The following is a 24,163-nucleotide window of genomic DNA, read 5'->3' as shown; positions in this document are numbered from 1 at the left end:
CCGGAGCCCGGGGACGCCCTAGACTCGGGGAATGGCCCGACCGAACGAGCAGGTCGGCGCGTTGCTGCAGGAGTACGCCGACCTGGTGGCGATCACGGGAGGCGACGCCTACCGTGCGCGGGTCTATGAGAAGGCCGCGCGCTCGGTGGCGGGCTACCACCTCGACGTGTCCACTCTCGACGCCGCCGGTCTGCGCGCGATCCCCAACGTAGGAACGTCGATCGCCGCCAAGGTGACCGAATACTTCCGGACCGGGCAGATCGCCGCCGTCGAGGAGTTGCGCGCGAAGATCCCGGCCGGTGTGCGCGAGCTCACCGAGATCCCCACGCTCGGTCCACGCAAGGCGATGGTCCTCTACGACGAGCGCGGCATCGCCTCGGTGCAGGACCTCCTGGACGCGCTGGACGCGGGGCGTCTCGCGGGCCTGAAGGGGTTCGGGCCACGTACGGAGGAGAACCTCCGGCACGGCATCGACCTGCTCCGCCAGTCCGGCGGGCGGGTCGACCTCGGGGTGGCGACGGAGCTCGCCGAGGAGATCGTGGGCGCGCTGTCGAAGGTGCCCGGATGCGTGCGCTGCACCTACGCCGGGTCGCTGCGCCGGATGCGGGAGACGGTCGGTGACCTCGACGTCCTCGCGGTGTCGAAGAACCCGGGCACGATCATGGACGCGCTGACGGGGCTCGACCTGGTGGCGGAGGTGATCGCCCGGGGAAACACCAAGACCTCGATCCGGACGACCGCGGGACTGCAGGTCGACCTGCGTGTCGTCCCGCCGGAGTCCTGGGGCGCCGCGCTGCAGTACTTCACCGGTTCGAAGGCCCACAACGTGCGGACCCGGGAGATCGCCGTACGCCAGGGCCTGAAGCTGTCGGAGTACGGACTGTTCACCGTCCCCAGGGACGAGCACGACGGGGACGACGAGCAGGGCGAGCAGCGGGGGCAGCGCGGCAGGAAGGGCGGGCGCCGCCGGCCGGCGGCGGAGGCCGTCGAGACGGGCGAGACGGGCGAACTCGTCGTGTCGAAGACCGAGGAGGAGGTCTACGAGCGCATCGGGCTGCCCTGGATCCCGCCGACGCTGCGGGAGGACCGCGGTGAGATCGAGGCGGCCCGGGCGGGAACGCTGCCCAAGGTCGTGACGGAGAAGGACATCCGCGGCGATCTGCACACGCACACCGACCTCACCGACGGGGTGGCGACGCTCGCGGAGATGGTCGCGGCCGCCGCGGCCCGCGGATACGCCTACTACGCGATCACCGACCACGCACCGAACCTCTTCATGCAGCGGATGACCGACGCGAAGATGCTGTCCCAGCGGGATCAGGTGCGGGCCCTCGGCGAGCGGTACCCGAAGCTGACCCTGCTGCACGGCACCGAGCTCAACATCGACCCCGGCGGCGAGGTCGACTGGCCGGAGGACTTCCTCGCCGGGTTCGACATCTGCGTGGCCTCCGTGCACTCGCACTTCAACCAGTCCAGGGCCGAGATGACCAGGCGGATCGTCCGCGCCTGTGAGAACCCCGCGGTCAACGTGATCGGGCACCCGACCGCCCGCCTGATCGGCCGGCGGCCACCGGTGGACGTCGACCTGGAGGCGGTGTACGAGGCGTGCGCGCGGACGAGTACGGCACTCGAGGTCAACGCGTCGCCGGACCGGCTCGACCTGAACGACGAGAACATCCTCGCGGCGAAGCGGCACGGCGTGAAGTTCGCGATCAACACCGACGCCCACGCGGTCGCCCACCTCGACCTGCTCCGATTCGGCGCGGGCACCGCCCAGCGTGGCTGGCTGACCCCCGACGACGTGATCAACACCTGGCCGCTGCGCCGGCTCCGGACGTTCCTCCGCAAGGGGCGCAAGCGCTGACCGGCTCACCCGACCGGGAGCGAACAGCTCACCGGCACGGGAGCGAACAGCCTCAGACGTCGAGGGTGACCCGGCAGGTCCAGCCGTCGCCGTCCGGCTCGAACGTCAGGCCCCGGGCCGCCACCCCCGAAGGAATGGCGCCGACGAGTGTCAGCCTGTCGATCTCGACGACCTCGAACCGGACGTCGTAGCCCTCCTCGACGGGTTCGAGATCGACCCGGATCGGAACGACGTCCGCGGTGTCGAGGAGGCAGAGGACCTCGCCGAGCACGGTCACGAGCAGGTCCTCGTCGGTGTCCTCGGTGGGGACCTCGAAGGTCGCGACGTCGGAGGGCCTGGCGGCACGGATGTCGGCGAAGGTCTCCACCATGGCCACCACCGCCTCGGCCACACACCCTTCCCGCGTCGGTGCCCACGCCTCGATCCGGGCGTCGGTGTCGCGGGGGACGCTCCGGTGTCCGACCTGCATGGCGAGCCTCCTTGCGTGCCTGTCTCGAACGGTACGCCTCGATTCGCCCCCAGGTGGTGCCCACACGCGCTTTCGGGCGGTGCGGATTCCCGACCGTCGCGCCGACCATGATCGACCTCTGCTCGGGTGTCTGGCGGCTCCGGTGAGCCGCGATCGACGGCCGAACCCGGTTGACCCCGCGAAACGCGGTTGACGCGGACAGCCTGTTCCCGTGGATGATCGCTGTGCTCGACCGTGTGAACCGTATGGACCGAGTGGTACGGCGTCGACTGGAGGAGTGCGAGCGTGAACAACCCGCCCGAGGGGCCGACTGTTGCGGAGACGACCATCACGTCCGTGGCCGGGCTGGCCGGGCCGGTGGAGATCGTCGTGGACGCGTGGGGGATCCCGCACATCTACGCCGGGAGCGCCGACGACGCGTTCTTCGGGCAGGGCTTCAACGCCGCCCGCGACCGGCTCTTCCAGATCGACCTGTGGCGGCGCCGCGGGTTGGGGCTGTTGGCGGAGGTGTTCGGTCCGGACTACCTGGAGCGGGACCGCGCCTGCAGGTTGTTCCTCTACCGCGGTGACCTGGAGGCCGAGTGGGCCGCCTACGGTCCGGACGCCCGCAGTAGCACCGAACGCTTCACCGCCGGCATCAACGCCTACCTCGACTGGCTCGACGGGCACCCCGAGGCGCTCCCGCCGGAGTTCGGGTTGCTCGGCTACCGGCCGGCGCGCTGGCGGCCCGAGGACGTCGTACGCGTCCGCAGCCACGGCATCGCACTCAACCTCCTGCACGAGGTCACGCGCGCACGGGTCACCCACGCGGCCGGCTGGGAGGCCGACCTCGTCCGTCAGGCACTCCGGCCGGCCCGCCAACCACACCTTGCGGAGGGGATCGACCTCGAACTCCCGGACGACCTGCTGCGGACGTTCGACCTCGCGACCACCCCGCTGGTCTTCAGCGGCGACCCGCGGGCGCCACTGACCAGCGCGGCCGGTACGACCGGTGTCGCCGGCATCGACGCCACCGCGGAGGGCAGCAACAACTGGGTGGTCGCCGGAAGCCGCACCGCGACCGGCCGGCCGATCCTCGCCAGCGACCCGCACCGCGCCTACGCGACACCGTCGCTGCGCTATCTCACGCACCTGTCCGCGCCCGGCCTCGACGTGATCGGGGCCGGTGAACCCGCGCTGCCCGGCGTGACGCTCGGGCACAACGGACAGGTCGCGTTCGGATTCACGATCTTTCCGATCGACGTCCAGGACCTCTACGTCTACGATCTCGATCCGGACGACCCGGCCCGCTACCGCTACGGGGACGACTGGGAGACGATGCGGGTCGAGCGGGAGACCTTTCAGGTACGCGATGCCGCCCCTCGTCAACTCGACCTTGCGTTCACCCGGCACGGTCCCGTCATCCACGTCGACCTCGCCCGGCACCGGGCCTACGCCGTTCGCGCCACGTGGTTCGAGCCGGGCACGGGGGCCTACCTCGGCAGCCTCGCCTACCTGCGCGCGCGGGACGCCCAGGAGTTCCGGACCGCCCTGCGCGGGTGGGGGAGCCCCGGTGAGAACCACGTCTACGCCGACGTGACGGGGACGATCGGGTGGAAGGCGGCCGGGCTGGTACCCCGCAGGCCCGGCTGGGACGGGCTGCTCCCGGTGCCCGGCGACGGACGCTACGAGTGGGACGGCTTCTACGCACCCGAGCACTTCCCCGAGGTCGTCGATCCGGCGGAGGGCTTCGTCGCGACCGCCAACCAGTACAACCTGCCGACGGACTTTCCGGCCGACCGGCAGCTCAGCTACGAATGGCCCGACACCTCCCGGCACCACCGAATCGTCGAGGTGCTCCGTGGCGGTGACCGGCACGGCGTGGAGGACTCCGCGCGGCTGCAGACCGACCGGCGCTCACCGGCCGCGCAGCAGGTCCTCGCGCTGCTGGACAAGATCCGGCCGGACGGCGACGATCCCGCACTGGCCGCGGCCCTCACCCTGGTGCGTGACTGGGACGCGGTGGAGGAGGTCGACTCACCCGCAGCCGCGTTGTACGAGGTCTGGGTGTCGCGCCACCTGCTGCCGGGCTACGCCGACGAGATGCTCCCACCGGGCACCCGGCCCCTACTGGACCTGATCGACCAGGCCGCCGCCCGCGCCGCCCTCGCCGACCCCGACCGCCGCTTCGGCGCCGACGGCGAGCAACGCCGTGACCTGCTGCTCACCTCGACGTTGCGCAGTGCCTACGAGGAGGTCGAACGCCTCCTGGGCCGAGACTCCCGGACCTGGGCCTGGGGAGACCTGCACCACAACCACCAGCCGCACCCGCTCGGCTTCCTCGATCCCACGCTGGACGTCGGGCCGATCCGGGTGGGCGGTTCGGGTACCACCGTCAACGCCGCGCCGTACTTCCCGGAGGATTTCGTCCAGACGATCGGCGCGTCGGTTCGGGTCGTCATGGACGTGGGCGAGTGGGACAACTCCATCTGCGTCAACACGCCCGGACAGTCCGGCGACCCGCGTAGTCCGCACTACCGGGACCTCGCCGAGCGTTGGGCGCGTGGCGAGTACGTGCCGATGCTCTACAGCCGGGCAGCGGTCGAACGACACGTGGCGGCCCGGATCCGGCTGCTCCCCCAGGGGTGAGGGCCGATGGGGGATCCACCTTGGTAGGGCCGTGCGGGCAAGGTCGGGTCGACCGGTGCCGCGCGGCGTAGTCTGCGAAGTATGAGCGCGGCGACCCGGCCCGCACACGCGAGCGGAACGTTCACCCTCGGCGACCTGACCGTGCACCGGCTGGGCTTCGGTGCGATGCGCATCACCGGTGAGGGCATCTGGGGTCCACCCGCCGACCACGACGAGGCCATCCGGGTCCTACGCCGTGCGGTCGATCTGGGCGTCGACCTCATCGACACGGCCGACTCCTACGGCCCGGAGATCAGCGAGGAGCTGATCCGTGAGGCCCTCTACCCCTACCCGGAGGTTTTGGTGATCGCCACCAAGGCGGGGCTCACCCGCCCGGCGCCGAGAGTCTGGGTGCCGGTGGGCCGGGCCGAGTACCTCAAGCAGCAGTGCGAGCTGAGCCTGCGCCGCCTCGGTGTGGAGCGGATCGACCTCTTCCAGCTGCACCGGCCCGACCCGAAGGTGCCACTGGCCGAGAGCGTCGGAGCCCTGGCCGAGCTGCGCGAGGAGGGCAAGATCCGCCACATCGGCGTCTCCAACTTCTCGATCGAACAGATCGAGGAGGCCCGCGCGATCACCGAGATCGTGTCCGTGCAGAACCTCTACAACCTGGTCAAGCGGGACGCCGAAGCCGAACTCGACTACTGCGACCGCCACGGACTCGCCTTCATCCCCTGGAACCCCATCGCGATCGGCGAACTGGCCCGCCCCGGCGGACCCCTGGACGACCTCGCCCGGACCAAGGGCGTCCCGCCCTCCCAACTCGCCCTCGCCTGGCTACTCCGCCGCTCACCAGTGACCCTGCCGATCCCCGGCACCTCCCGGGTGAGCCACCTCGAGGACAACCTGCACGCCGCGCAGGTCGAACTCACCGACGAGGAGTTCGACGCGATGTCGTCGCTCAGGCCCGCCGGCTGACCGGTTCGCGGGCCACCTGTCGGTGCCAGGTCCTAGGGTGCGGGCATGGCTGTGAGATACAAGGTGTGCATCGACTGCGCCGACCCGCACCTGCTGGCGCGGTTCTGGGCCGAGGCGCTCGGCTACGTCGTCGAGGACCACTCGACACTGATCAAGTCCCTGCTGGCGAACGGCGTTCCCGTCGAGGACCAGGTCACCGAGATCGACGGCCGTAGCGCCTGGAAGCACGCGGCGGCCGTTCGTGATCCCGACCATCCCGTCAACCCCGACACTGGCGTGGGGCAGGGCGGACGGGTGCTCTTCCAGGTCGTGCCGGAGGTCAAGCAGGTGAAGAACCGCGTCCACCTCGACCTGCACTTCGGCCCCGACCAGGTGGAGTCGGAGGTCGCCCGCCTGTGCGCGCACGGCGCGACCAGGCTGGGCGAGGGCTCCGAGGGCGGCTCGCGATGGGTCGTGCTGGCCGATCCCGAGGGCAACGAGTTCTGCGTCGCCTGATCCGTCCGGCGGTGGGGACCGGAGGTCAGGACCAGCGGGACCTCAGAGCTCGGTCGAGCGCGACTGGTCGCTCACGACGTAGCCGAGACTTGTGTAGAGATTGATCGCCACGGTGTTCGGGCCGAAGACGTTGAGCGCCAGCACGGAGTCACCGGCGTCCCTGCTGGCGCGCTCGCCCAGTCGCATGGCTGCTCGTCCGTAGCCCTTCCCGCGGTACTCGGGCTCCACGGCGAGCGCGAAGACGAACGACCGGCCCACCTGGTGGTGGTGGCGCAACCAGATGGAGGCGACGTACCCGCCGTCGCGATCACCGGCGGCGGTCGACGACGCGTCCAGCACCCAGAAGCTGTGGTGCTCGGTCTCGGCCCCGGCCGGCAACAGTTCGTCGAACTCCCGCGCCGAGCGCGCCAACGCGTCGTCGAGAGTGGCCTCGCCGCCGCTGTCGAAGATGTCGTGCGCGTACCCGGCGATCCCCTCCTGCCGCCAGGACGGGAACTCCGCCGCGGTCATGGGCCTGCCGACCACGCCGTCGGGAAGGTCCGGCACGTCGAGGAGGGACCGCGCCATCCGCTGGGCGGTGACGGTGTAGGGACGAAACAGCGCCGCCTGCGCCGGGTCACCGGGATCGACGGTGACGACGAGTCGGGGAAGGGCGTGCTCGCGGCACCACCGCTCCAGAGCTGCCCTGGCGGCCGAGCCGTGACCGCGGCGGCGGTGCTCGGGTGCCACCCAGATGTCGTCGACGACGGCAGGGCGGCTGGGGGAGTCGGGGCGGAGGGACAGCGCGCAGAACCCGAGGAGCGAGTCGTCGGTGTCGTCGCAGTCTTCGGCGGCGATCGCGAAGACCCTGGCCTGCGCGGCGTTCGCCCGCCACAGGTCGAGGCGGCGCAGGTGGTCGGACTCGTCGGTGTCGGCGAGCCCGTGCCGTCGGCACCAGGCCCGCTGTCGGTCCTGCCAGAGGTCGTACCACCGCGCCGTCTCTTCGCCCGACGCCGGTCGCAGTCGTGCCAACTCTCACCCCTCGGTCCTCGCGGTTTGGGCTACTGCAGGTTGACGAACATACCGCCGTCGACCAGTACGTCGGAACCGTTCATGTACGCCGACTCCGGTTGGGACAGCAGCCACAGCACGCCCGCGACGTCGGCCGGCTCGCCCATCCGGCCGACCGGGATCCGCGACCGGAAGTAGTCGACCTTCGCGGTGTCGGTCCAGTCGTCCTTGTTGATGTCGGTGGCGATGGCCCCAGGGAGGACGGCGTTGCAGGTGATGCCGTGTGGGCCGAGCACGATGGCGAGGCTCTTCATCAGCGAGCTGATCCCGGCCTTGGTGGTGCAGTAGTGCACCTGCTGGGAGCCTCCGACCCAGGCCGAGATCGAGGACACCGACAGCACCCGCCCGCCGCGCCCCGCCTCCACCATGGCGCGGGTGAAGGCCTGGGTGACCAGGAACACACCCCGCAGGTTGACGTGCTGGACCCGGTCCCACAGGGCGACGTCGATGTCGAAGAAGTCGGCGAAGGGACAGATGCCCGCGTTGTTGACCAGCACGTCGAGGGAGCCCCAGGTGTCGTGGACCGTCCGCGCCATCGCGGTCACGGCGTCGGGGTCGGCGACGTCCGCCTCCACCACCAGCGGGGTCCCGCCGGCGGCCGTCACCAGCTCGGCCGTCTCCTGCGCGAACCCGCGCTCACCGGGCGGGTGGTTGACGACGACGCGAGCACCTTCGCGGCCGAAGCGGGCGGCGGTGGCACGGCCGATGCCGCGGGCGGACCCGGTGACGAGGACGGTCCGTGGTGCCTGCGGGACAGGGACGTTCATGCGATCCTCCCGCCGGGAAAGCGGTCGAGGTTCCGCGGGTCGTACAGCGGAACGACGATGTCCGCGGTGTCGCGTACACGGGCGTAGGCGGTGATCGCCTCGTACATGTTCTCATTGATCCCGATCGGGATGTCCTTCTCCACGTTGTCGAGGACGAAGTAGCTGTCGGAGATGGCGGCGACACCGGCCGGCGCGTCGACCTCGACGACGACGGACGCGCGGTGGTGCACGCCGCTCCACCAGGTGCGCAGGCCCGGGGCGAGTTGGTCCTCGTCGGCGAGCAGCCGCACCCGCGGCCAGGCGTCGGTCACGAGATGCACGAGGACGTCGTCGGGGATCGAGGTCGCCCGGTTGTCGTGCGGATGTGCGTGCGTCGTGTGGAAGTGCACCCAGCCGCGGCGGGCGACGCAGATCTCGGCGTTCTGGAACAACGCGACGTTGCTCACGGTGTAGAGCTGCAACGGGGTGAGGACGACATGGGTGACGTCGTCGGGTGTCAGGTCGTGCGCGGCGAGTTGGTCGACGATGTACTCACCGGGCTCGCGACGCATCCGGGCCCGTGCGCCGAGCACCTTCTCCCAGTGCGCGTTCATGGGTTCGAGGTCGCGGGCCGGACCGGTGTTGACGAGCACGGTCACGCCGTCGCCGCGGATGAGTGCGGACTGGAAGAGCAGGGTGTGCCACTCCTCGAAGCCGCTCATCCAGAACAGCTCTGGTCCCGGCACGTCTCCACGGCCGAGGGGTAGCAGGTGGACGCCGTAGGTACTCATCGTCGACTCGCCTCTCCTTGGACTGCCTGTGCACGGACGTTTCGTCAGCCCACGGGGACGACGCCGGACCTGCCACCGGGACCGGATCGGTAGCCGAGCGCGGTGGAGAGCCGGTGGGCGGCGTCGAGGAGGAGCCGGTGGGCCTTCTCGCGGTGGGCCGGGGTGAAGCGGATCGCCGGAACCGACACGCTGAGCGCGGCGACGGTGTGCCTGCTCCAGTCCTGGACGGGAACCGCCACGCACCGGATGCCGAGGGTGTACTCCTCGTTGTCGACCGCGAAGCCCCGACCGCTGACGGTGCGCAGGTGGGCGCGCAGGCGATCCTTGTCGATCAGCGTGTGGGGGGTGAATCCGGCCAGGGTGGTGGGACCCAGCCGGGTCTCCAGCTCCTCCTGGCCGAGTCCGGCCAGGAGGACCTTTCCGACGCCCGTCGCGTGCGCGGGCAGCCGTCGTCCAACTTCGGACGCGAGGGTGAGCGTTTGCCGACCGTCGACCTTGGCGACGTAGACGTTGTGCAACCCGTCGAGGACGGCCAACTGGACGGTCTCGTCGATCGTGTCGCGGATGCGTTCCATCAACGGAAGCGCGCGTTCGACCAGGCCGAGCGCCCGGGTGTAGGCGTTGCCCGCCTCCAGCGTGCGGATGCCGAGGGTGTAGCTGCGCTGCTCGGGGTCGAAGTCCGCCCAGCCACGTTCGACGACCGTCCGGAGCAGGCCGTGCAGGCTGGAACGGGGATATCGCAGGGCCTGCGCGATCGCGGTGAAGCTCATGGGTTCCTCGTGCCGGGTGAGGAGTTCGAGGATCGCGAGGGTCCGCTCGGCGGACTTCACCGCGCTGCCCTTGGTCATGTCGTTCACATCGTCGCCCCCTGCTCGCCATCGCGGGATCCGTGCGGGTGATTCGGATACGTGAACACATGTTCACCGAGCTGAAACTGCGCATAACCTACGCCGACAGGGGGCGAGGGGCCAGCGCATCCGTCCGGAGGAGGACCACGTGCCTCGGCAGTCACGTCACCGCGAACTTTTCCGGGGCTTCGCGAGGCCGGCTCCGGAGTTCTCACCGGCGCCCATCTGGTGGTGGAGCGGCGACCGGATGGAACTGCCCCGGTTGAGCTGGCAGCTGGACCAGCTCGTGGACCAGGGCGTCCACAACCTCGTCGTCCTGAACCTCGCGCCGACCGGCCCGACGTACGGCTCCCTCGCCGACGATCCGCCGCTGTTCAGCGAGGAGTGGTGGGAGCTGTGGCTGGGCCTGTGCGAGCACGCCCGAAGGCGTGGAGCGCGCCTGTGGTTCTACGACCAGATCGGCTTCTCCGGCGCCAACCTGCAGGGACAGCTCGTGACGCGGGTGCCGGAGTACGCCGGAGCTTCACTGGAACGGGTCGTCGTCGACCTGGACGGACCGGGCGAACTCGACTGTCCCGCCGCCGGCACCCCGATCGCGGCGGCCGCGCTGCCCCTGTCCGGCGACGGTGCGGTGGCGGGTCCGCCGGTTCCGGTCGAGCTGGCCGGGCGCCGGGTCGTGTGGTCAGGCAGTGCGGACCCGGGCAGCGGCGGAGAAGCTGCCGGCGGTCGGTACCGGCTGATGCTGGCGTACAGCCTGCGGCAGGGGTTCGACTACACCTCGGCGCGCGCGTGCGCCGCGCTGCTCGACACCGTGCACGGGCAGTTCGAGCACCGGCTCGGAACCTACCTCGGTTCGGTGATCGCCGGATCCTTCCAGGACGAGCTGCCCAACCTGCCCACGTGGAGCCCGGGGTTCGCGGCGGAGTTCGCGCAGCGGCACGACTACCGGATCGAGGACCGCATCGCGGCCCTGTGGGAGGACTGGGGGCCAGACTCCGAGCGGGTCCGCTCCGACTACCAGCGAGTCCGCGGGGTGCTGGCCGAGGAGGCGTTCTTCGGGCCGCTGCACGCCTGGCACGAACGCCACGGCCTGGTCGTCGGCGTCGACCAGCAGAGCCCGTCGCGGGCCGGCGATCCACTCGGCTCCACCTGGCAGTACGCCGACTACCCCCGCACGCACCGGTGGTTCAGCGCCCCTGGCAGCGACCACCACGGCGAGGCGAAGATCCACAGCTCGCTCGCCCACCACTACGGCAGACCGCGTACCTGGATCGAGTCGTTCCACAGCAGCGGATGGGGCGGCACGCTGGAGGAGACCTTCGACTGGCTGATGCCGTGGCTGCTGGCCGGCGCCACCCTCTACAACCCGCACGCCGTCTACTACTCGACGCGCGGTGGCTGGTGGGAGTGGGCGCCGCCGAGCACCTGCTGGCGGCAGCCGTACTGGCCGCACTACAGGTACTTCGCCGACACGGTGAGCCGGCTGTGCTGGCTGCTGACGCGGGGCGAGCACCGCTGCGACGTCGGCGTCCTGTTCCCGTCCGCGACAGTGCGGGCGGGCACGCTGTTGACGAGTCGTTCGCAGCCGGCGCGGCGGGCGAGTCGCACGTACGTCGAGATCGTCGGTCGGATGGTGTGGTTCGACACGCACCCGGGCGTGCTCGACCGGGCGCACCGCGACTTCGACGTCCTCGACGACGACACGGTGGCGACCTCGGAGGTCCGAGGCGGTGCGTTGCACACCCGCGGCGAGTCCTACCGGGCCGTGGTGGTGCCGAGCGCCAGCGTGCTGGAGGGGGCGACCGCCGCGAAGCTGGTGGACTTCTGTGGCCAGGGTGGGCTGCTGGTCGTCGTGGGCGACCGGCCGGTGCGGGCCGCGGAGGGAAGCGCCGAGGGCGCGGCCGCCGTACGCACGCTCGCCGCGTTGGTCGAGGAGGGGACGGCGGTGTACGTCCCCACCGTCGAGGACCTGCCGGCAGCGCTGGAACCACTCGGTCGCGGCGTCGACGCGGACGGTCCCGTGTTGCTGCGTCGGGTCGGCGACCGCAACGTCCTGTTGGTGCCCGCCGCGCCACTGGGGTGGGCGACCGCGCAGCCGATGCTCGCCAAGGGGGTCAACTGGTTCTCCGGGCCGCGGGAGAAGGGGTACGACTTCGACCCGTCGCGGTACCGGTCGCGGGTCGTCGTACGGATCGCCGACGGTGGTCGGGTCAGCGACGTGGAGCAGTGGGATCCGCTGACCGGAACGACCCGGGCGGCGCCGGTGCGGGTGGTCGGCGAGGGCGCCGACGCCGGCACGGCCGAGGTCACCGTCCGCTTCGACCAGGCCCCGGCCGCGATCCTGGTGTGGCGAGACGCTCCGGTCCGGTCGGGAGACCCGGCGGGAGTCGTCCGCGATCCGGACCCCGACCGGCGGACCTGGGAGATCACGCTCGACGGCCCCTGGACGGCACAGGTGCTCCCCACGATGAACAACCGACACGGCGACTTCGCCCTGCCGGCGGCGGAGGGGGCGTTCCCCGTCCAGCAATGGCGGGTGCGCCACCGGGTCGACGTGGACGGCACCGCGGACCACTGGGAGCAAGTCGACCTTGACGAGGCGCCGTGGGAGGAGGTCCTGGTGGGGCAGGGCACCTTCGGCTGGCGGACCGATCCGCTGGCGCCGGCCGACGTGCCGGAGCCCCTTCCCGCCGACCATGCCGGACCGCTGACCCGACCCTTGCACGGGCCGTTGGAGGGGACCCGCTGGCATCCACTGCGCTACTCGCTGTCCCACGGCATCGAGAAGGACCCCTTCCAGACCCGGATGCTGGGCCCCAAGGGGCGGGTGCCGGAGGAGTTCTGGCACGTGGACGGTGTGGAGCCCGGGCAGGTCGTCGTACTCCGGACCAGCCTCCCCGCCCACGAGGAACGCGATCTCACCCTGGCGATCGCCGCCGGCGGGCGCACCCAGGTGTGGTGGAACGGTGTCGAACTCGGCGCCGACCGGGGCGGCTACCTGCGCCTGGAGCCGGTCCGCACCCGGACCGGCGCGAACCTGCTCGAGGTCCGGGTGACCGCCGAGCGCAAGGACGCCTTGCGGGGGTACTGGGCACTGACGGCGGACGCGCCGGCGTTCGCGCGACCGGAGTGGCTGGTCCCCGGGGACGGTTCGGTGCGTGGCACCGAACTTCTCGCACGAGGCGTCCTTCCGTTGGTGCGGGACCCCGCGCGCGCCCTCCTCCAGCTCGGTACGGACGGGCCGGCGCGACTCGTCGTCAACGGGCAGGAGGTCGCGACCCAGGGTGCCTTCGAACCCTACGGCGGCCAGACGCGGGTGCTGCCCTACGACGTGACGCGTCACCTCGCGACCGGCGACAACATCATCGAGGTCCGGTTCACCGACATCGGCAAGCCCCTTGCCGTCCTCGTCGACGCGCTGGTGGAGGACTTCGACGGTACGGCGACGACCTTCGTCACCGGTGCTTCGTGGACGTTCGCCAGAGACGGTGTGCCGGTGCCGGCCGCGCCGCGGCGCACGCACGCCTACGATCCGCGGTTCTCGCTGCTGCGGCCGCGGCCGCATCCGTTGTCCGCGGCGGCCTGGCTGGAGCCGGCCGCGGCCGGTGGCGGCGTGCTCGACGTCGTTCCGGAGGCGCGCCCTGGGCAGTCGAAGCCACCCGAGTGGTTCCGCCTCGTCGTTCCACCGGGCGCGACGTCGGCGTCCCTGCCCGTCGCCACCGGGGCGGTGCAAGCGTGGGTTGACGGTGTGCCGGTCGCCGTCACGCACGGCCGGATTGTGTTCCCACCAGGAGATCCGAGGAGCACCACGTCCGCCCACGAGCCTGTGAACCCGGCGGACGGGCGGCGGGTGCTCGCCGTCCGGGTCGAACCCGTCGACGGCCGGGTGGCGGGCGCGTTGTGGAACGGTCCCCTGGTGTTCGAGTGCGACGAGGGACCTCTCGCGCTCGGCCCGTGGGCCGATGCCGGGCTGGGTTCGCACTCCGGTGGCGTGCGTTACCGGCGTCAGGTCGAGGTTGACACCGGTACCGGCGCCGAGGTGCCCGGTAGGGCCGTCCTCGACCTCGGTTCGGTGCGCGGTACCGCCGAGGTGACGGTGAACGGATCGCCGGCCGGGGTGCGGATCTGGTCGCCGTACCGCTTCGACCTCACCGGTCTGCTGCGAGCCGGCCGCAACGACGTCGAGGTGAGCGTCTTCAACACGCTCGCGCCCTACCTCGACGACGCCTCGCCCACGATGGCGGTGTTCGCCGGCCAGCGGCGTTCCGGCCTGTTCGGCCCGGTCCGCCTGGTCGTCGAGCGCGAGGTGCCAGGACCGGACGAGACGGTCCAAGACCATCCGACCGAAAGACCCGACCGAAGAGGAGGACCGACCTGATGGCGATGCCGAGGATTCGCGAGGTGCGGGCGTACGTCGTCCGTGGTGGTGGCGCGGACTATCACGACCAGGGTGGGCAGCACTGGATCGACGACCACATCGCCACCCCGATGGCGCGCTACCCCGAGTACCGCGCGAGCCGGCAGAAGTTCGGCCTCAACGTGCTCGGCACCCTGGTGGTCGAGATCGAGGCGGAGGACGGGACGGTCGGCTTCGCCACCACGACGGCAGGCGAGCCGGGCGCGTACATCGTGGAGAAGCACCTGGCGAGGTTCGTCGAGGGCGCCCCGGTCACCTCGATCGAGAAGATCTGGGACCAGATGTACTCCTCGACCCTCTTCTATGGCCGCAAGGGCCTCGTGGTCAACTGCCTGAGCGCGGTCGACCTCGCGTTGTACGACCTGCTCGGCAAGATCCGCCAGGAGCCGGTCTACGCCCTGCTCGGCGGTCCCGTCCAGGACGAGTTGGTCTTCTACGCGACCGGTGCGCGCCCGGACCTCGCCGAGAAGCTCGGCTTCATCGGTGGCAAGCTGCCCCTGCAGCACGGCCCGGCCGAGGGCCCTGAGGGGATGCGGGCCAATCTCGACAAGCTCGCCTCGATGCGCGAACGCGTGAGCGAGGACTTCTTCCTCAGCTGGGACTGCTGGATGTCGCTCGATCTCGACTACGCCACCCGGCTCGCGCGGGATTCGGCGGAGTTCGGGTTGAAGTGGATCGAGGAGCCTCTCCCGCCCGACGACTACTGGGGCTACGCCGAACTCCGGCGCCGCGTACCCACCGGCACCTGGGTGAGCACCGGAGAGCACGAATGGACCCGGTTCGGTTTCCGGTTGCTCCTCGAGATGGGGTGCGCCGACATGATCCAGCCGGACGTCAACTGGTGTGGCGGCATCACCGAGCTGACCAAGATCGCGGCGCTCGCGGACGCGCACGGCGTGCCGGTGGTCCCGCACGGGTCGAGCGTGTACTCCTACCACTTCGTGATCACCCGTCGGAACAGCCCGTTCTCGGAGTTCCTGATGATGCATCCGCAGGCGAGTGAGATCGTGCCGATGTTCCATCCGCTGCTGCTGGACGAGCCGGTGCCGGAGGGCGGGCGGCTCCGGTTGCCCGAGACACCCGGCTTCGGCGTACGGCTGAACCCGGAGTGCGACTTGCACCGGCCCTACACACACTGAGCACCCACGGGCCCTCCACACACTGGGCACGCACTGAGTCGGGGACGCGGCAGACTGTCCGTCGTGGAGTCGACGGGTCGTCCCTGGCACGCGTCCGATCCGCACCCGGCGGAGGTGCCGGAGTGCGTGGCGGCGGCGCTGGGCCGTGGGGTCGAGGAGGTACGGAGCGGGCAGGTCGAGTTGGTTGCCCGCTCCAACGTGCCCGGCCTCGCCACGGTCGGCATCTGGCGGCAGCGCGGCAGCGACTGGTCCAGCGTCGTCAAGGTGGTCGGCCACGCCGACCACGACGGCGCGGTCTGGGGCTCCGACCGCGACCCGGTGCACCCGTTCTACTGGCGGCGCGAGGCGGACGCGTTCGAACACCCACTGCTCGCGAGTCTGCGCGGTGGCCTCCGGGCGCCGCGCCCCTACGGCGTCCAGGAACGCCGGGACGGCAGCGTCGCCGTCTGGATGGAGGACGTCGAGGGCGACCCGGGATCGGGCTGGGCGCTCCCGCGCTACCGACTCGCGGCCGCGCATCTCGGCCGGATGCAGGGCGCCCTCGCGGAGTCGCCGGACCTGCTGACGCCGTGGCTGAGTCGTGGTTGGCTCCGCCTCTACGTCGAACGCCGAGCCGGGGTGTCCGCGATCCTCGACGACGTGGACGCGTGGCGGCATCCGTTCGTCCGGGCGGTGCTCCCGGTCCGGCGGGCCGCGGAGTTCGCCGCGCTGTGGGACGTGCGGGGCGGGCTGCTCGACGTCCTCGCGGGGTATCCGCGAACGCTGTGCCAGTTGGACTTCCACCCGCGCAACCTCTTCGACGTCGACGGCGACACCGTCGCGATCGACTGGGCGTTCGCCGGGGTGGGTGCGCTCGGTGAGGACCTCGGCACCCTCCTCGTCGACGCGGTGGCCGACTTCCACCTGCCTCCGACGGTGCTGCCCGAACTCTTCGAGACGCTCGTGGCCGGGTACGCCGACGGACTCGCCGCGGCGGGGCGGGGTCTGCCTCGGGCGGACGTGCGCCGCGCCGTCGCCGCTGGTGCGGCCGCGAAGTACGGCTGGCTGGTGCCCGCGTTCCTCACGACGGCGACGGCGGGACGGCCGATGATGAACGGCCGCCCGGTCGAGGACGCGGCGCCGTTCTGGGCCGCCTGCGCCGTCTTCCTGCTGGGACTGGCCCGCGAGGCTCTGGGCTGACGACGCGAAAACCTGTTGTGGCGTCCCGCGGCGGCCGCCATCGTGGGTCTGCTCGATACTCGACGGGGCCGACTCGACACCCTGACGAGCCGGACGTCACAGGAGAGTGAGCAGAACGCGTGCGTGAGGAACGGGCCCGCTACGAGACGGTCGCCGATGAGATCACTGAGGCCTACCTGCGGGGCGACCACACCGAGGGCGTCGCGTTGGCTCGTGCGGCGATGCCGGACCTGCCGGCCTGGCGGGCGGACCTCGCCCACCTCGCCGCCTGCCTGCTGGCCCTCGGTGGCCGGCCGGAGGAGGCCTACGAGGAACTGCGCGCGGCCTTCGCCGCCGGCGCGTGGTGGCACCGCCGGATCCTGCTCGAGGACGACGACCTCGCCGACCTGGCCGGGATCGAGGGTTTCGCGGACTTCGTCCGGGAGTCCCAGGCCCGTGCGGACGCCGCGGCCGACACCACGAGACCGCCCCTCCTACGCCGGCCGGAGGGGGAACCGCACGGTCTGCTGGTCACCCTGCACGGAGCGGGGGAGGAGGCGGAGGACGCCGCCACCGAGTGGGCGGCGGCCCTCGACGCCGGTTGTGTTCTCCTCGCGGTGGACTCCAGCCAGCGCAACACCCCGACCTACCGTTCGTGGCCTGATCCCGAAGTCGCCGCCCGCGACATCGCGACCGCCGTCGCCGGCCTCGACGCCGCGGACCGGGACCTTCCGCTCGTGACCGGCGGCTTCTCCGCGGGCGCCCGGCCGGCGATGCGCTGGGCACTCGCCGGATCGCCCGGAACCCCCGTGGGCTTCGTCGCGGTGGCGCCGGCGGTGTTCCCGACGGACCTCGACCCCGCCCTGGTGCGTGCCGGTGCGGACCGCGGCGTGCCCGGCGTGATCCTGCTCGGGGAGAAGGACGACGACGTGGGGGAGGGTGCCCAGGCGACGTACGAGAGTCTGCGTCAAGCCGGGCTTGCCTGCCGGCTGGACGTCGTACCAGGCCTCGGACACACCTACCCCGACGACTTCGACGTACGGTTGCGGATCGCCCTCTCCTCGCTCGCCCGGAACTAGGTCGTGTCCTAGACAGTCAAGGACACGGCACATTCGGGCGTCACGCCGGGGCGCGTCTCGTCAGGTCGGCGACCATGTTCACGTTTCCGGTGCTGTGCAGACCGATCAGCCGCGTGGAGCAAATCTTCCAGCGTCCGGATGTGCGGCGTAGTCGGAATGTACCCCGGCCGTAGAGGGTCCAGGTGTTGACCTCCGGGCCCTCGCCGAGCGCCGAGTGATAATGCAGCGCCTGAAGGTGAAAGGTCACGGTGGCCTCGTCGTCGTGAACGCTCACCACGTGGCTGGTGAGCATGTGCTGGGTGAGCTCCATCGGACCCAGCAGACGTGTCCAGGCTTCCTTCAGGGTGTCGGCAGCGACCGTTCCCCCACGGCTGGATTGACACCGCCAAGGTCAACAGTCAGCTCGTCGGCCCACAGGGATCGAGCCCCGGAAAAGTCCTTGGCGTCGGAGAACTGGAAGTGCTGGTGGACCACGTTCACCACGTCGACGTAATCCTGGGTGCTGGTCGTCATGTCCGTGGAGTCAACCACAGTCAGTTGGAAAACACAACGGACTATGATCGGGTCATGAGCCCGCAGAAGGTGACCAGGTCCGTGACGCGCCAGGCGACGGCTCCGCAGCCGGTCCCCCGGGACTGTCCGATCGCAGACGCGCTGCAGATCATCGGTGAACGGTGGACGCTTCTGGCGGTCCGCGAGATCAACTACGGCGTCCATCGGTTCGAGCAGATCGTCGCCAACACCGGCGCCAGCCGCGACATCCTGGCTGCCCGACTCCGCGGACTCGAAAGCGCCGGCGTCATCAGCAGGCGACAGTACTCAGAGCATCCGCCTCGCTACGAGTACCACCTCACGGCGGCGGGAGACGAGCTCCGCCCGGTCCTGCTGACTCTCGCCCAGTGGGGCCTGCGATGGGCCCGGACCCAGAACGCACCCGAGGCCGTCCTCCGCCACGCGTGCCGGCATGAGCTCGAGGTGGATCTGCGCTGCCGGCACTGTGACGAGTCGATCGTCGCGGGAAGCTACGCGATCGACAACGCGTAGATCTGCCGGCGCGCCGGTCGGCAATGTTGGTGCCGACCGGCGCATCGCCGGTGTCCGGGTCGCCGTTACGACTGGGGCGCGAAGCGGCGCAGCCGCAGGCTGTTGGTGACGACGAAGACCGAACTGAACGCCATCGCCGCGCCCGCGATGAGCGGGTTGAGGAAACCGAGCGCGGCCAGTGGAATCGCGGCGACGTTGTAGGCGAAGGCCCAGAACAGGTTGCCCTTGATGATGCGCAGCGTCGACCGGGACAACCGGATCGCGTCCACCGCCGCACGCAGGTCGCCGCGGGAGAGGGTGAGATCGGACGCCTCGATGGCGACGTCGCTGCCGGTACCCATCGCGATGCCGAGGTCGGCCTGCGCCAGTGCCGCGGCGTCGTTGACACCGTCGCCGACCATCGCGACCACGGCACCCTCGTCCTGCAGGGCGCGCACGGCGTCGACCTTCTCCGCCGGCAGGACCTCCGCGCGTACGTCGTCCGGACCGATTCCCACCTCGGCGGCGACCGTCCGCGCGGCCCGCGCGTTGTCGCCGGTGAGAAGCACCGGCCGCAGCCCGAGGCGACGGAAGCCCGCGACCGCCTCCGCCGAGGTCGGCTTGACCGTGTCGGCGACCACCAGGACGCCGCGCGCCGTGCCGTCCACCGCGACCCACACCGGTGTCCGGCCCGCCTCCTCGGCGCGCTCGGCCGCCTCCCGCAACGAGGCCCCCGGGTCGGGGACGCCCTCGGCGAGGAGCCAGGACAGCCGCCCGGTGCGGACCAGGTGCCCCTCCACGACGCCGCTGACACCACGGCCCTCGGCGTTCACGAACTCCGTCACCGCGACCGGCGGAGAGTCGTCGCCGAGCCGTGCGCCCGCGACCACGGCACGGGCGATCGGATGCTCCGACGCGTGCTCGACCGCGGCGGCGAGACGCAACACGTCCGGCGCGCCGTCGGGATCGGCCGGCACGACGTCGACGAGGCGCATCTGCCCGGTCGTCACCGTCCCGGTCTTGTCCAGCACCACGGTGTCGACGCGACGGGTGGACTCGAGCACCTGCGGTCCCTTGATGACGATGCCGAGTTGCGCGCCCCGACCGGTGCCGACCATCAGCGCCGTCGGTGTGGCCAGCCCGAGGGCACAGGGGCAGGCGATGATGAGCACCGCGACCGCGGTGGTGAACGCCGTGGTGACCGTACCGCCGAGGCCGAGCCAGAGCCCGAACGTCGCCACCGCGAGCATGAGCACGACCGGGACGAACACCCCGGAAACCCGGTCGGCGAGTCGTTGGACCTCCGCCTTGCCGTTCTGCGCGTCCTCGACCAGTCGGGCGAGCTGGGACAGTTGGGTGTCCGACCCGACCCGGGTGGCTCGAACCAGCAGGCGTCCCGCCGTGTTGACAGTGGCGCCGACGACGGGGTCGCCCGGCCCGACGTCCACGGGGACGGACTCGCCGGTGAGCATCGAGGCGTCCACGGCGGACCTACCCTCGACCACCACGCCGTCCGTCGCGACCTTCTCACCGGGTCGCACCACGAACGTGTCGTCCACCCGCAGTCGCTCGATCGGCACGCGGACCTCGACACCGTCGCGGACCACGGCGACGTCGCGCGCGCCCATCTCCAGCAGCGCGCGGATCGCTGCACCGGAACGCCGTTTGGCCCGCGCCTCGGCGTACCGTCCGGCCAGGATGAACGTCGTCACCGCCGCGACGACCTCGAGGTAGATCTCGCTCGCGCCGGACACGCGCGCCGGCAGCAGGGTGAACTCCATCCGCATACCCGGCGTCCCGGCCTCGCCGAAGAACAGCGCGTAGAGGGACCACAGGTACGCCGCGATCACGCCGACCGAGATCAGCGTGTCCATGGTGGCGGCACCGTGCCGGGCGTTCGTCCAGGCCGCGCGGTGGAAGGGCAACGCACCCCACACCGCCACCGGCGAGGCGAGCGCGAGCGCCAGCCACTGCCAGTTGGTGAACTGCAGCGGCGGCACCATTCCGAGAACCACCACCGGCAGGGCGAGGATCGCGCTCACGAGCAGGCGGCGCCCGAGCGCGCGGGTGTGCTCACCCTCCGGGTCGGTCGCGGGGGCAGTCGCGGTGAACCCGGCGCTGTCAGCCGGGGGAGCCGGCAGCGTCGCGGTGTAGCCGGTGGCCTCGACGGTGGCGACGAGGTCGTCGGTGCTGACGGTCGTGGGGAAGCTGACCTTCGCCTTCTCCGTCGCGTAGTTGACCGTGGCCACCACACCGTCGAGCTTGTTGAGCTTCTTCTCCACGCGGGCCGCGCAGGAGGAACAGGTCATCCCGCCGATGGTCAGCTCGACCGTACGGTCCGGCTGCAGGGTCCCGGCCCCGGAACCCGCCGGGGCGGTTGCCGGGGCCTTGGGAGTCGCCGCGGGACTCACGGTGTGACCAGGCGGTAGTCGCCGGCCTCGTCCACCGCGGCGGCGACCGCGTCGCGGGAGAGCGGTTCGGCGCTGGTCACGGTGACGGTGGAGTCGCCGCCTGCCACCAGGTCGACATCGACGGCCGAGACCGAGTTCAGCGCTTCGAGTTCGCCCTTGACCGCGGCGGCGCAGTGGCCGCAGGTCATGCCGGACACGGTGTAGGTGGTGGTGATCGCCATGGGGGGTCTCCTCGAAGTCTGGGTGGTGCGAAGTGAGGGGTGGTGCGGAGAGTCAGGCAGCTTTCAAGATGACCTTGCAGAGCCCCGGTGTCTTGCTCAGGAACGCACGAGGCGTGCGATCGCCGCGGAGGCTTCCTTGACCTTCTCCTGCGCGTCCTGGTCGCCGTTCGCGACCGCCTCGCTCACGCAGTGGGCAAGGTGTTCGTCCAGCAGACCGAGCGCGAACGACTCCAGTGCCCGGGTGGCCGCGGAGACCTGGGTGAGGACGTCGATGCAGTACGTGTCGGACTCCACCAGGCGCTGCAGGCCGCGGACCTGACCCTCGATCCGGCGGAGCCGCTTGAGGTGGGCGTCCTTTTGGTGGAGGTAACCCGGTGGCTTGTGCCCGGGCGTCGCGCTTCCGGCGCCCGAGTCGGCCGGTGTGGTGGCCATGTCCATCTCCCTGCTACCCCCAAGGGGTATCGTCCCAACGCTCCCCACCATACCCCAAGGCGGTATGTGTGCACGTGCCTGGAGACACCCGGGCGGCTGAGGAGGCCGGGCGGGGAGGGGCGGTGGGTGGGGGCGCCGACGCGCCGCGAGGCTCAGCGGGGTCCGAGCAGGTCGCCGAGCGTCCGGGCCGCCCGCAGGGCGTCCCCGGCGTCGCGGGCCGAGCGGGACCGCGCCGTGCGGCGGAGTTCTCGCTCGAGCTGCTCGGAGACCTGGTCGGGGTCGGCCTGGTCGCTGTGGATCCGCAGGAAGCGGTACCAGTCGAGGATCCGGATCCCGAGGACCTCGAGCTCGTGGGAGGCCTTGATGAAGTCGTCCATCAACCCACGTACGCGGGCGACCCGACCGAAGTTCTTGCCTCCGTCGTAGGCCGGGACGTCGGCGATCTGTGTGTCCTTGCCCGGATAGGGCGTGGCGCCCGGAGGTGTCTGGATACTCCGGTCCGTCCCCTTCGCGGCGTCTCGCGCATGCTGCCAGTAGTAGGTGCGGTAGTCGGCGGCCCAGCGGGCGGAGGCGACATAGGGTTCGGCGGCGACCGGTGACCCGGAGAGCACGTTGTCGAGGTACCACGGCACCACGACCAGCAGGTCGTGCTCGGCGCAGGCGGCCGCGGTCGTCGTGAACCGGAAGCTGGGCTCGCCCTCCTTGGCGAGCAGGAACCAGCCCTTGAGCTCGATGCCGAGCGCGATCTCCGGTCCGCGGGCGTGTCCCTTGCGGACGAGGCGCACGTCGGGAAACCGCTGCGACTGGCGTTCGAAGGTGTAGCCGAGCCACTGGTCGTCGGGATCCCAGAGCGCGCGCTGCTGGTTGAGGGCCCTGACGACCTGGCCCTCGATCGAGGTGCCCAACAGGGTGTTGAGGCTGTGCAGGTCGGTGGCGTTGACGCCGGCGACGTGGTTGCTGAACTCGAAGTAGGCCGGCAGGCCGAGCAGCAGCGTGCGCAGCCTGGCCTGCAGCGTCGTCCGCGGATCTGCCGGGTCGAGGACGGGCTCGATGGGCGCGTCCGGACCGAGCGGCGCGGCCTCGGTCGCGTCGAAGAGTCCCTCGGTCTGGTCGTCGGTCTCGGCCGTCACGAGGTCTCCTCGCCGCCCCGCCGGTCGGCGGGAACGGCGGCCTCCTCTGCGGCCGGATCGGCGGAGGCGCTCGCGACCTCCAGGCGTTCGCAGGCCAGCTTGGCGAAGTTCTTGTCGAGTTCGGCGACGTAGGCCCGCCGCCCGAGGGCGACCGCCGCGACGGAGCCGGAGGCGAGGCCGCCGAAGGGCTCCCAGACCACGTCGCCGGGCTCGGTCACGGCGCGCACCAGGCGTTCCATGTACTCGAGCGGCTTCTGGTTCAGATGGGCCGAACTGCCGGCGGTCGGCTTGTAGACGCGTGGCGCCGCGCGGCGGAGCGTGCCCTTGAGCCGCTCGTCGTCGTGCAGCGGGCCGCGGTGCCAGACGTTGGTGATGCCGTGCTGGTGGTTCCAGCGGTAGCGCAGGCCGTCCCACTCCTTCGCGGTGACGACGGAGGTGCCGTCGAGGCTGAAGTAGGGCCAGCCGGTGCGCTCGCCGTGCTCGTTGGCGTACGTCGCGAGCTTCTCGAACATCTCACCGGGCGGCCAGTACCACAGCCAGTCCTGGGTGAGGTACTTCCGGGTCGCGGCGTTCTTGACCCCACACGCTTCGTTGGCACGGTAGAGCGGCAGGCCGCTGCGCTGCCACTCGTGCCGCAGCCACTGCCGCACCGGGAGCGGACCGCCGGGTGTGTCGACGGCGAACCTGCGCTGGTAGAGGACGCAGACCTCGGAGACGACCGGGAAGCGGCGGATCGTCTTGCCGTTGACGTTGCCCGCGATGTGGGCGATGCCCTTGTCCCAGGTGATGGTCTGAACGTAGTCCCAGCCGTGCTGGACCAGCAGCGGGTGGATGGTGGCCCAGCCCACCTCGGTGTTCCACACCCACAACGTGGTCGCCGGATGCGCCGCCTCCGACCAGGCCTCGACGTGGGGGCGGTACCACTCGAGGAGTCCGTCGGGTCCGGTGGTGTCGCCGTGGAAGCCGCGGACGCCGTAGGCGCCGTCACTGATGATCGTCACCGGTGTGGGCCAGCGCGGGTAGGCCTTCGCCACGTCGCCGGTGTGGAGTTCGTATGGCGGCACGTCGACGGACTCGGCGCCGTGGGCCCTCCGGCCGCGGTCTCGGACCGACTGCTGGTTCGAGCCGCGCTGGTCGCGTGCTCGACGTTGACCCGTGCCGCGTGTCCTACCCTGACCACCCACGCACCGCAGGCTAGTCGGGACCGGGGACAGCGCGTCATCGGCACTCCGCCCCGGTCGCGGGGGCGGTGGCTCCGGGCCGCACGGGTGCGGAGGTGTCGCCGCGGAACGGCACGGCGACGACGGG

21 protein-coding genes are annotated in these 24,163 nt (G+C 71.1%); 9 read left to right on the top strand and 12 right to left on the bottom strand.

Translation table 11 applies throughout. The features are described 5' to 3' along the window. Window positions 1-31 precede the first annotated feature (31 nt). Window positions 32-1,864 (top strand): helix-hairpin-helix domain-containing protein, encoded by a 1,833-nt coding sequence (locus tag HEB94_RS42180; protein ID WP_192755027.1) that lies wholly within the window; start codon window positions 32-34, stop codon window positions 1,862-1,864. Between the two features lie 52 nt (window positions 1,865-1,916). Here HEB94_RS42180 and HEB94_RS42175 read toward each other — a convergent pair whose 3' ends face one another. Continuing rightward, window positions 1,917-2,333: an archease gene (locus HEB94_RS42175; RefSeq protein WP_192755026.1), complete on the bottom strand. Its 417-nt coding sequence runs from the start codon at window positions 2,331-2,333 to the stop codon at window positions 1,917-1,919. A gap of 285 nt (window positions 2,334-2,618) precedes the next feature. On the opposite strand from HEB94_RS42175, the gene HEB94_RS42170 reads away from it, so the two are divergent. The 3 genes from HEB94_RS42170 to HEB94_RS42160 all read left to right on the top strand — a co-directional run bounded on the left by HEB94_RS42170 (window position 2,619) and on the right by HEB94_RS42160 (window position 6,410). Beyond that, window positions 2,619-4,961: a penicillin acylase family protein gene (locus HEB94_RS42170; RefSeq protein ID WP_337918332.1), complete on the top strand. Its 2,343-nt coding sequence runs from the start codon at window positions 2,619-2,621 to the stop codon at window positions 4,959-4,961. A gap of 81 nt (window positions 4,962-5,042) precedes the next feature. Next, a complete protein-coding gene (locus HEB94_RS42165; protein ID WP_192755025.1) occupies window positions 5,043-5,915 on the top strand; it encodes an aldo/keto reductase in 873 nt (290 codons plus the stop codon). Window positions 5,916-5,960: 45 nt separating this feature from the next. Next, window positions 5,961-6,410, top strand: coding sequence for a VOC family protein (locus tag HEB94_RS42160; protein ID WP_192755024.1), 450 nt, complete (start codon window positions 5,961-5,963; stop codon window positions 6,408-6,410). A gap of 42 nt (window positions 6,411-6,452) precedes the next feature. On the opposite strand, the gene HEB94_RS42155 is transcribed toward HEB94_RS42160, so the two are convergent. From HEB94_RS42155 to HEB94_RS42140, 4 genes are read right to left on the bottom strand one after another with little or no spacing between them, the layout of a single operon-like run. Continuing rightward, window positions 6,453-7,421, bottom strand: a complete 969-nt coding sequence (locus HEB94_RS42155; protein WP_192755023.1) for a GNAT family N-acetyltransferase — start codon at window positions 7,419-7,421, stop codon at window positions 6,453-6,455. A gap of 29 nt (window positions 7,422-7,450) precedes the next feature. Next, window positions 7,451-8,227 carry an SDR family NAD(P)-dependent oxidoreductase gene (locus tag HEB94_RS42150; RefSeq protein WP_192755022.1) on the bottom strand — a complete coding sequence of 259 codons (777 nt, stop codon included), beginning with the start codon at window positions 8,225-8,227 and terminating at the stop codon, window positions 7,451-7,453. After that, the gene (locus HEB94_RS42145) at window positions 8,224-8,997 is read right to left on the bottom strand and encodes an MBL fold metallo-hydrolase (RefSeq protein ID WP_192755021.1); all 774 of its coding nucleotides are present in this window, start codon (window positions 8,995-8,997) and stop codon (window positions 8,224-8,226) included. The genes HEB94_RS42150 and HEB94_RS42145 overlap by 4 nt, the downstream gene beginning before the upstream one ends. A gap of 44 nt (window positions 8,998-9,041) precedes the next feature. Continuing rightward, the gene (locus HEB94_RS42140; protein WP_192755020.1) at window positions 9,042-9,845 is read right to left on the bottom strand and encodes an IclR family transcriptional regulator; all 804 of its coding nucleotides are present in this window, start codon (window positions 9,843-9,845) and stop codon (window positions 9,042-9,044) included. Window positions 9,846-9,993: 148 nt separating this feature from the next. Here HEB94_RS42140 and HEB94_RS42135 point away from each other — a divergent pair, with 148 nt between their 5' ends. From HEB94_RS42135 to HEB94_RS42120, 4 genes are all read left to right on the top strand, one after another. Then, on the top strand, window positions 9,994-14,223 hold the full coding sequence (locus HEB94_RS42135; RefSeq protein ID WP_192755019.1) for a glycosylhydrolase-like jelly roll fold domain-containing protein: 4,230 nt from the start codon (window positions 9,994-9,996) through the stop codon (window positions 14,221-14,223). Next, entirely contained in the window at window positions 14,223-15,401 is a 1,179-nt protein-coding gene (gene rhmD / locus HEB94_RS42130) for an L-rhamnonate dehydratase (protein ID WP_192755018.1), read from the top strand. Before HEB94_RS42135 ends, rhmD begins: the two co-directional genes overlap by 1 nt. 63 nt (window positions 15,402-15,464) lie before the next feature. Beyond that, window positions 15,465-16,580, top strand: a complete 1,116-nt coding sequence (locus HEB94_RS42125; RefSeq protein ID WP_192755017.1) for an aminoglycoside phosphotransferase family protein — start codon at window positions 15,465-15,467, stop codon at window positions 16,578-16,580. A gap of 119 nt (window positions 16,581-16,699) precedes the next feature. After that, entirely contained in the window at window positions 16,700-17,638 is a 939-nt protein-coding gene (locus tag HEB94_RS42120; protein ID WP_192755016.1) for an alpha/beta hydrolase, read from the top strand. A gap of 40 nt (window positions 17,639-17,678) precedes the next feature. Here the strand turns inward: HEB94_RS42120 and HEB94_RS42115 are convergent, their stop codons facing one another. Together HEB94_RS42115 and HEB94_RS42110 are read right to left on the bottom strand one after the other, a co-directional pair. Next, a complete protein-coding gene (locus HEB94_RS42115; protein WP_238361764.1) occupies window positions 17,679-17,948 on the bottom strand; it encodes a nuclear transport factor 2 family protein in 270 nt (89 codons plus the stop codon). A gap of 29 nt (window positions 17,949-17,977) precedes the next feature. After that, window positions 17,978-18,151: a nuclear transport factor 2 family protein gene (locus HEB94_RS42110; protein ID WP_192755015.1), complete on the bottom strand. Its 174-nt coding sequence runs from the start codon at window positions 18,149-18,151 to the stop codon at window positions 17,978-17,980. A 54-nt stretch (window positions 18,152-18,205) separates the two neighbouring features. On the opposite strand from HEB94_RS42110, the gene HEB94_RS42105 reads away from it, so the two are divergent. Further along, a complete protein-coding gene (locus HEB94_RS42105) occupies window positions 18,206-18,682 on the top strand; it encodes a winged helix-turn-helix transcriptional regulator (protein WP_192755014.1) in 477 nt (158 codons plus the stop codon). A gap of 65 nt (window positions 18,683-18,747) precedes the next feature. Here the strand turns inward: HEB94_RS42105 and HEB94_RS42100 are convergent, their stop codons facing one another. The 5 genes from HEB94_RS42100 to HEB94_RS53035 form a co-directional block, all read right to left on the bottom strand. Beyond that, complete coding sequence (locus HEB94_RS42100; RefSeq protein WP_273378820.1) at window positions 18,748-21,009, bottom strand: heavy metal translocating P-type ATPase; 2,262 nt, start codon at window positions 21,007-21,009, stop codon at window positions 18,748-18,750. A 59-nt stretch (window positions 21,010-21,068) separates the two neighbouring features. Further along, window positions 21,069-21,293 (bottom strand): heavy-metal-associated domain-containing protein, encoded by a 225-nt coding sequence (locus HEB94_RS42095; protein ID WP_192755012.1) that lies wholly within the window; start codon window positions 21,291-21,293, stop codon window positions 21,069-21,071. A 96-nt stretch (window positions 21,294-21,389) separates the two neighbouring features. Then, a complete protein-coding gene (locus HEB94_RS42090; protein ID WP_192755011.1) occupies window positions 21,390-21,725 on the bottom strand; it encodes a metal-sensitive transcriptional regulator in 336 nt (111 codons plus the stop codon). A 152-nt stretch (window positions 21,726-21,877) separates the two neighbouring features. Then, window positions 21,878-22,855: a hypothetical protein gene (locus HEB94_RS42085; protein ID WP_192755010.1), complete on the bottom strand. Its 978-nt coding sequence runs from the start codon at window positions 22,853-22,855 to the stop codon at window positions 21,878-21,880. Further along, window positions 22,852-24,039: a DNA methyltransferase gene (locus HEB94_RS53035; protein ID WP_192755009.1), complete on the bottom strand. Its 1,188-nt coding sequence runs from the start codon at window positions 24,037-24,039 to the stop codon at window positions 22,852-22,854. The genes HEB94_RS42085 and HEB94_RS53035 overlap by 4 nt, the downstream gene beginning before the upstream one ends. Between the last annotated feature and the right edge of the window lie 124 nt (window positions 24,040-24,163).

It is taken from the genome of Actinopolymorpha pittospori, from assembly GCF_014873875.1.
Classification (GTDB): Bacteria; Actinomycetota; Actinomycetes; order Propionibacteriales; family Actinopolymorphaceae; genus Actinopolymorpha; species Actinopolymorpha pittospori.
The sequence above is the reverse complement of the archived record's forward strand: the minus strand, read 5'-3'. Positions and strand labels throughout refer to the sequence as shown.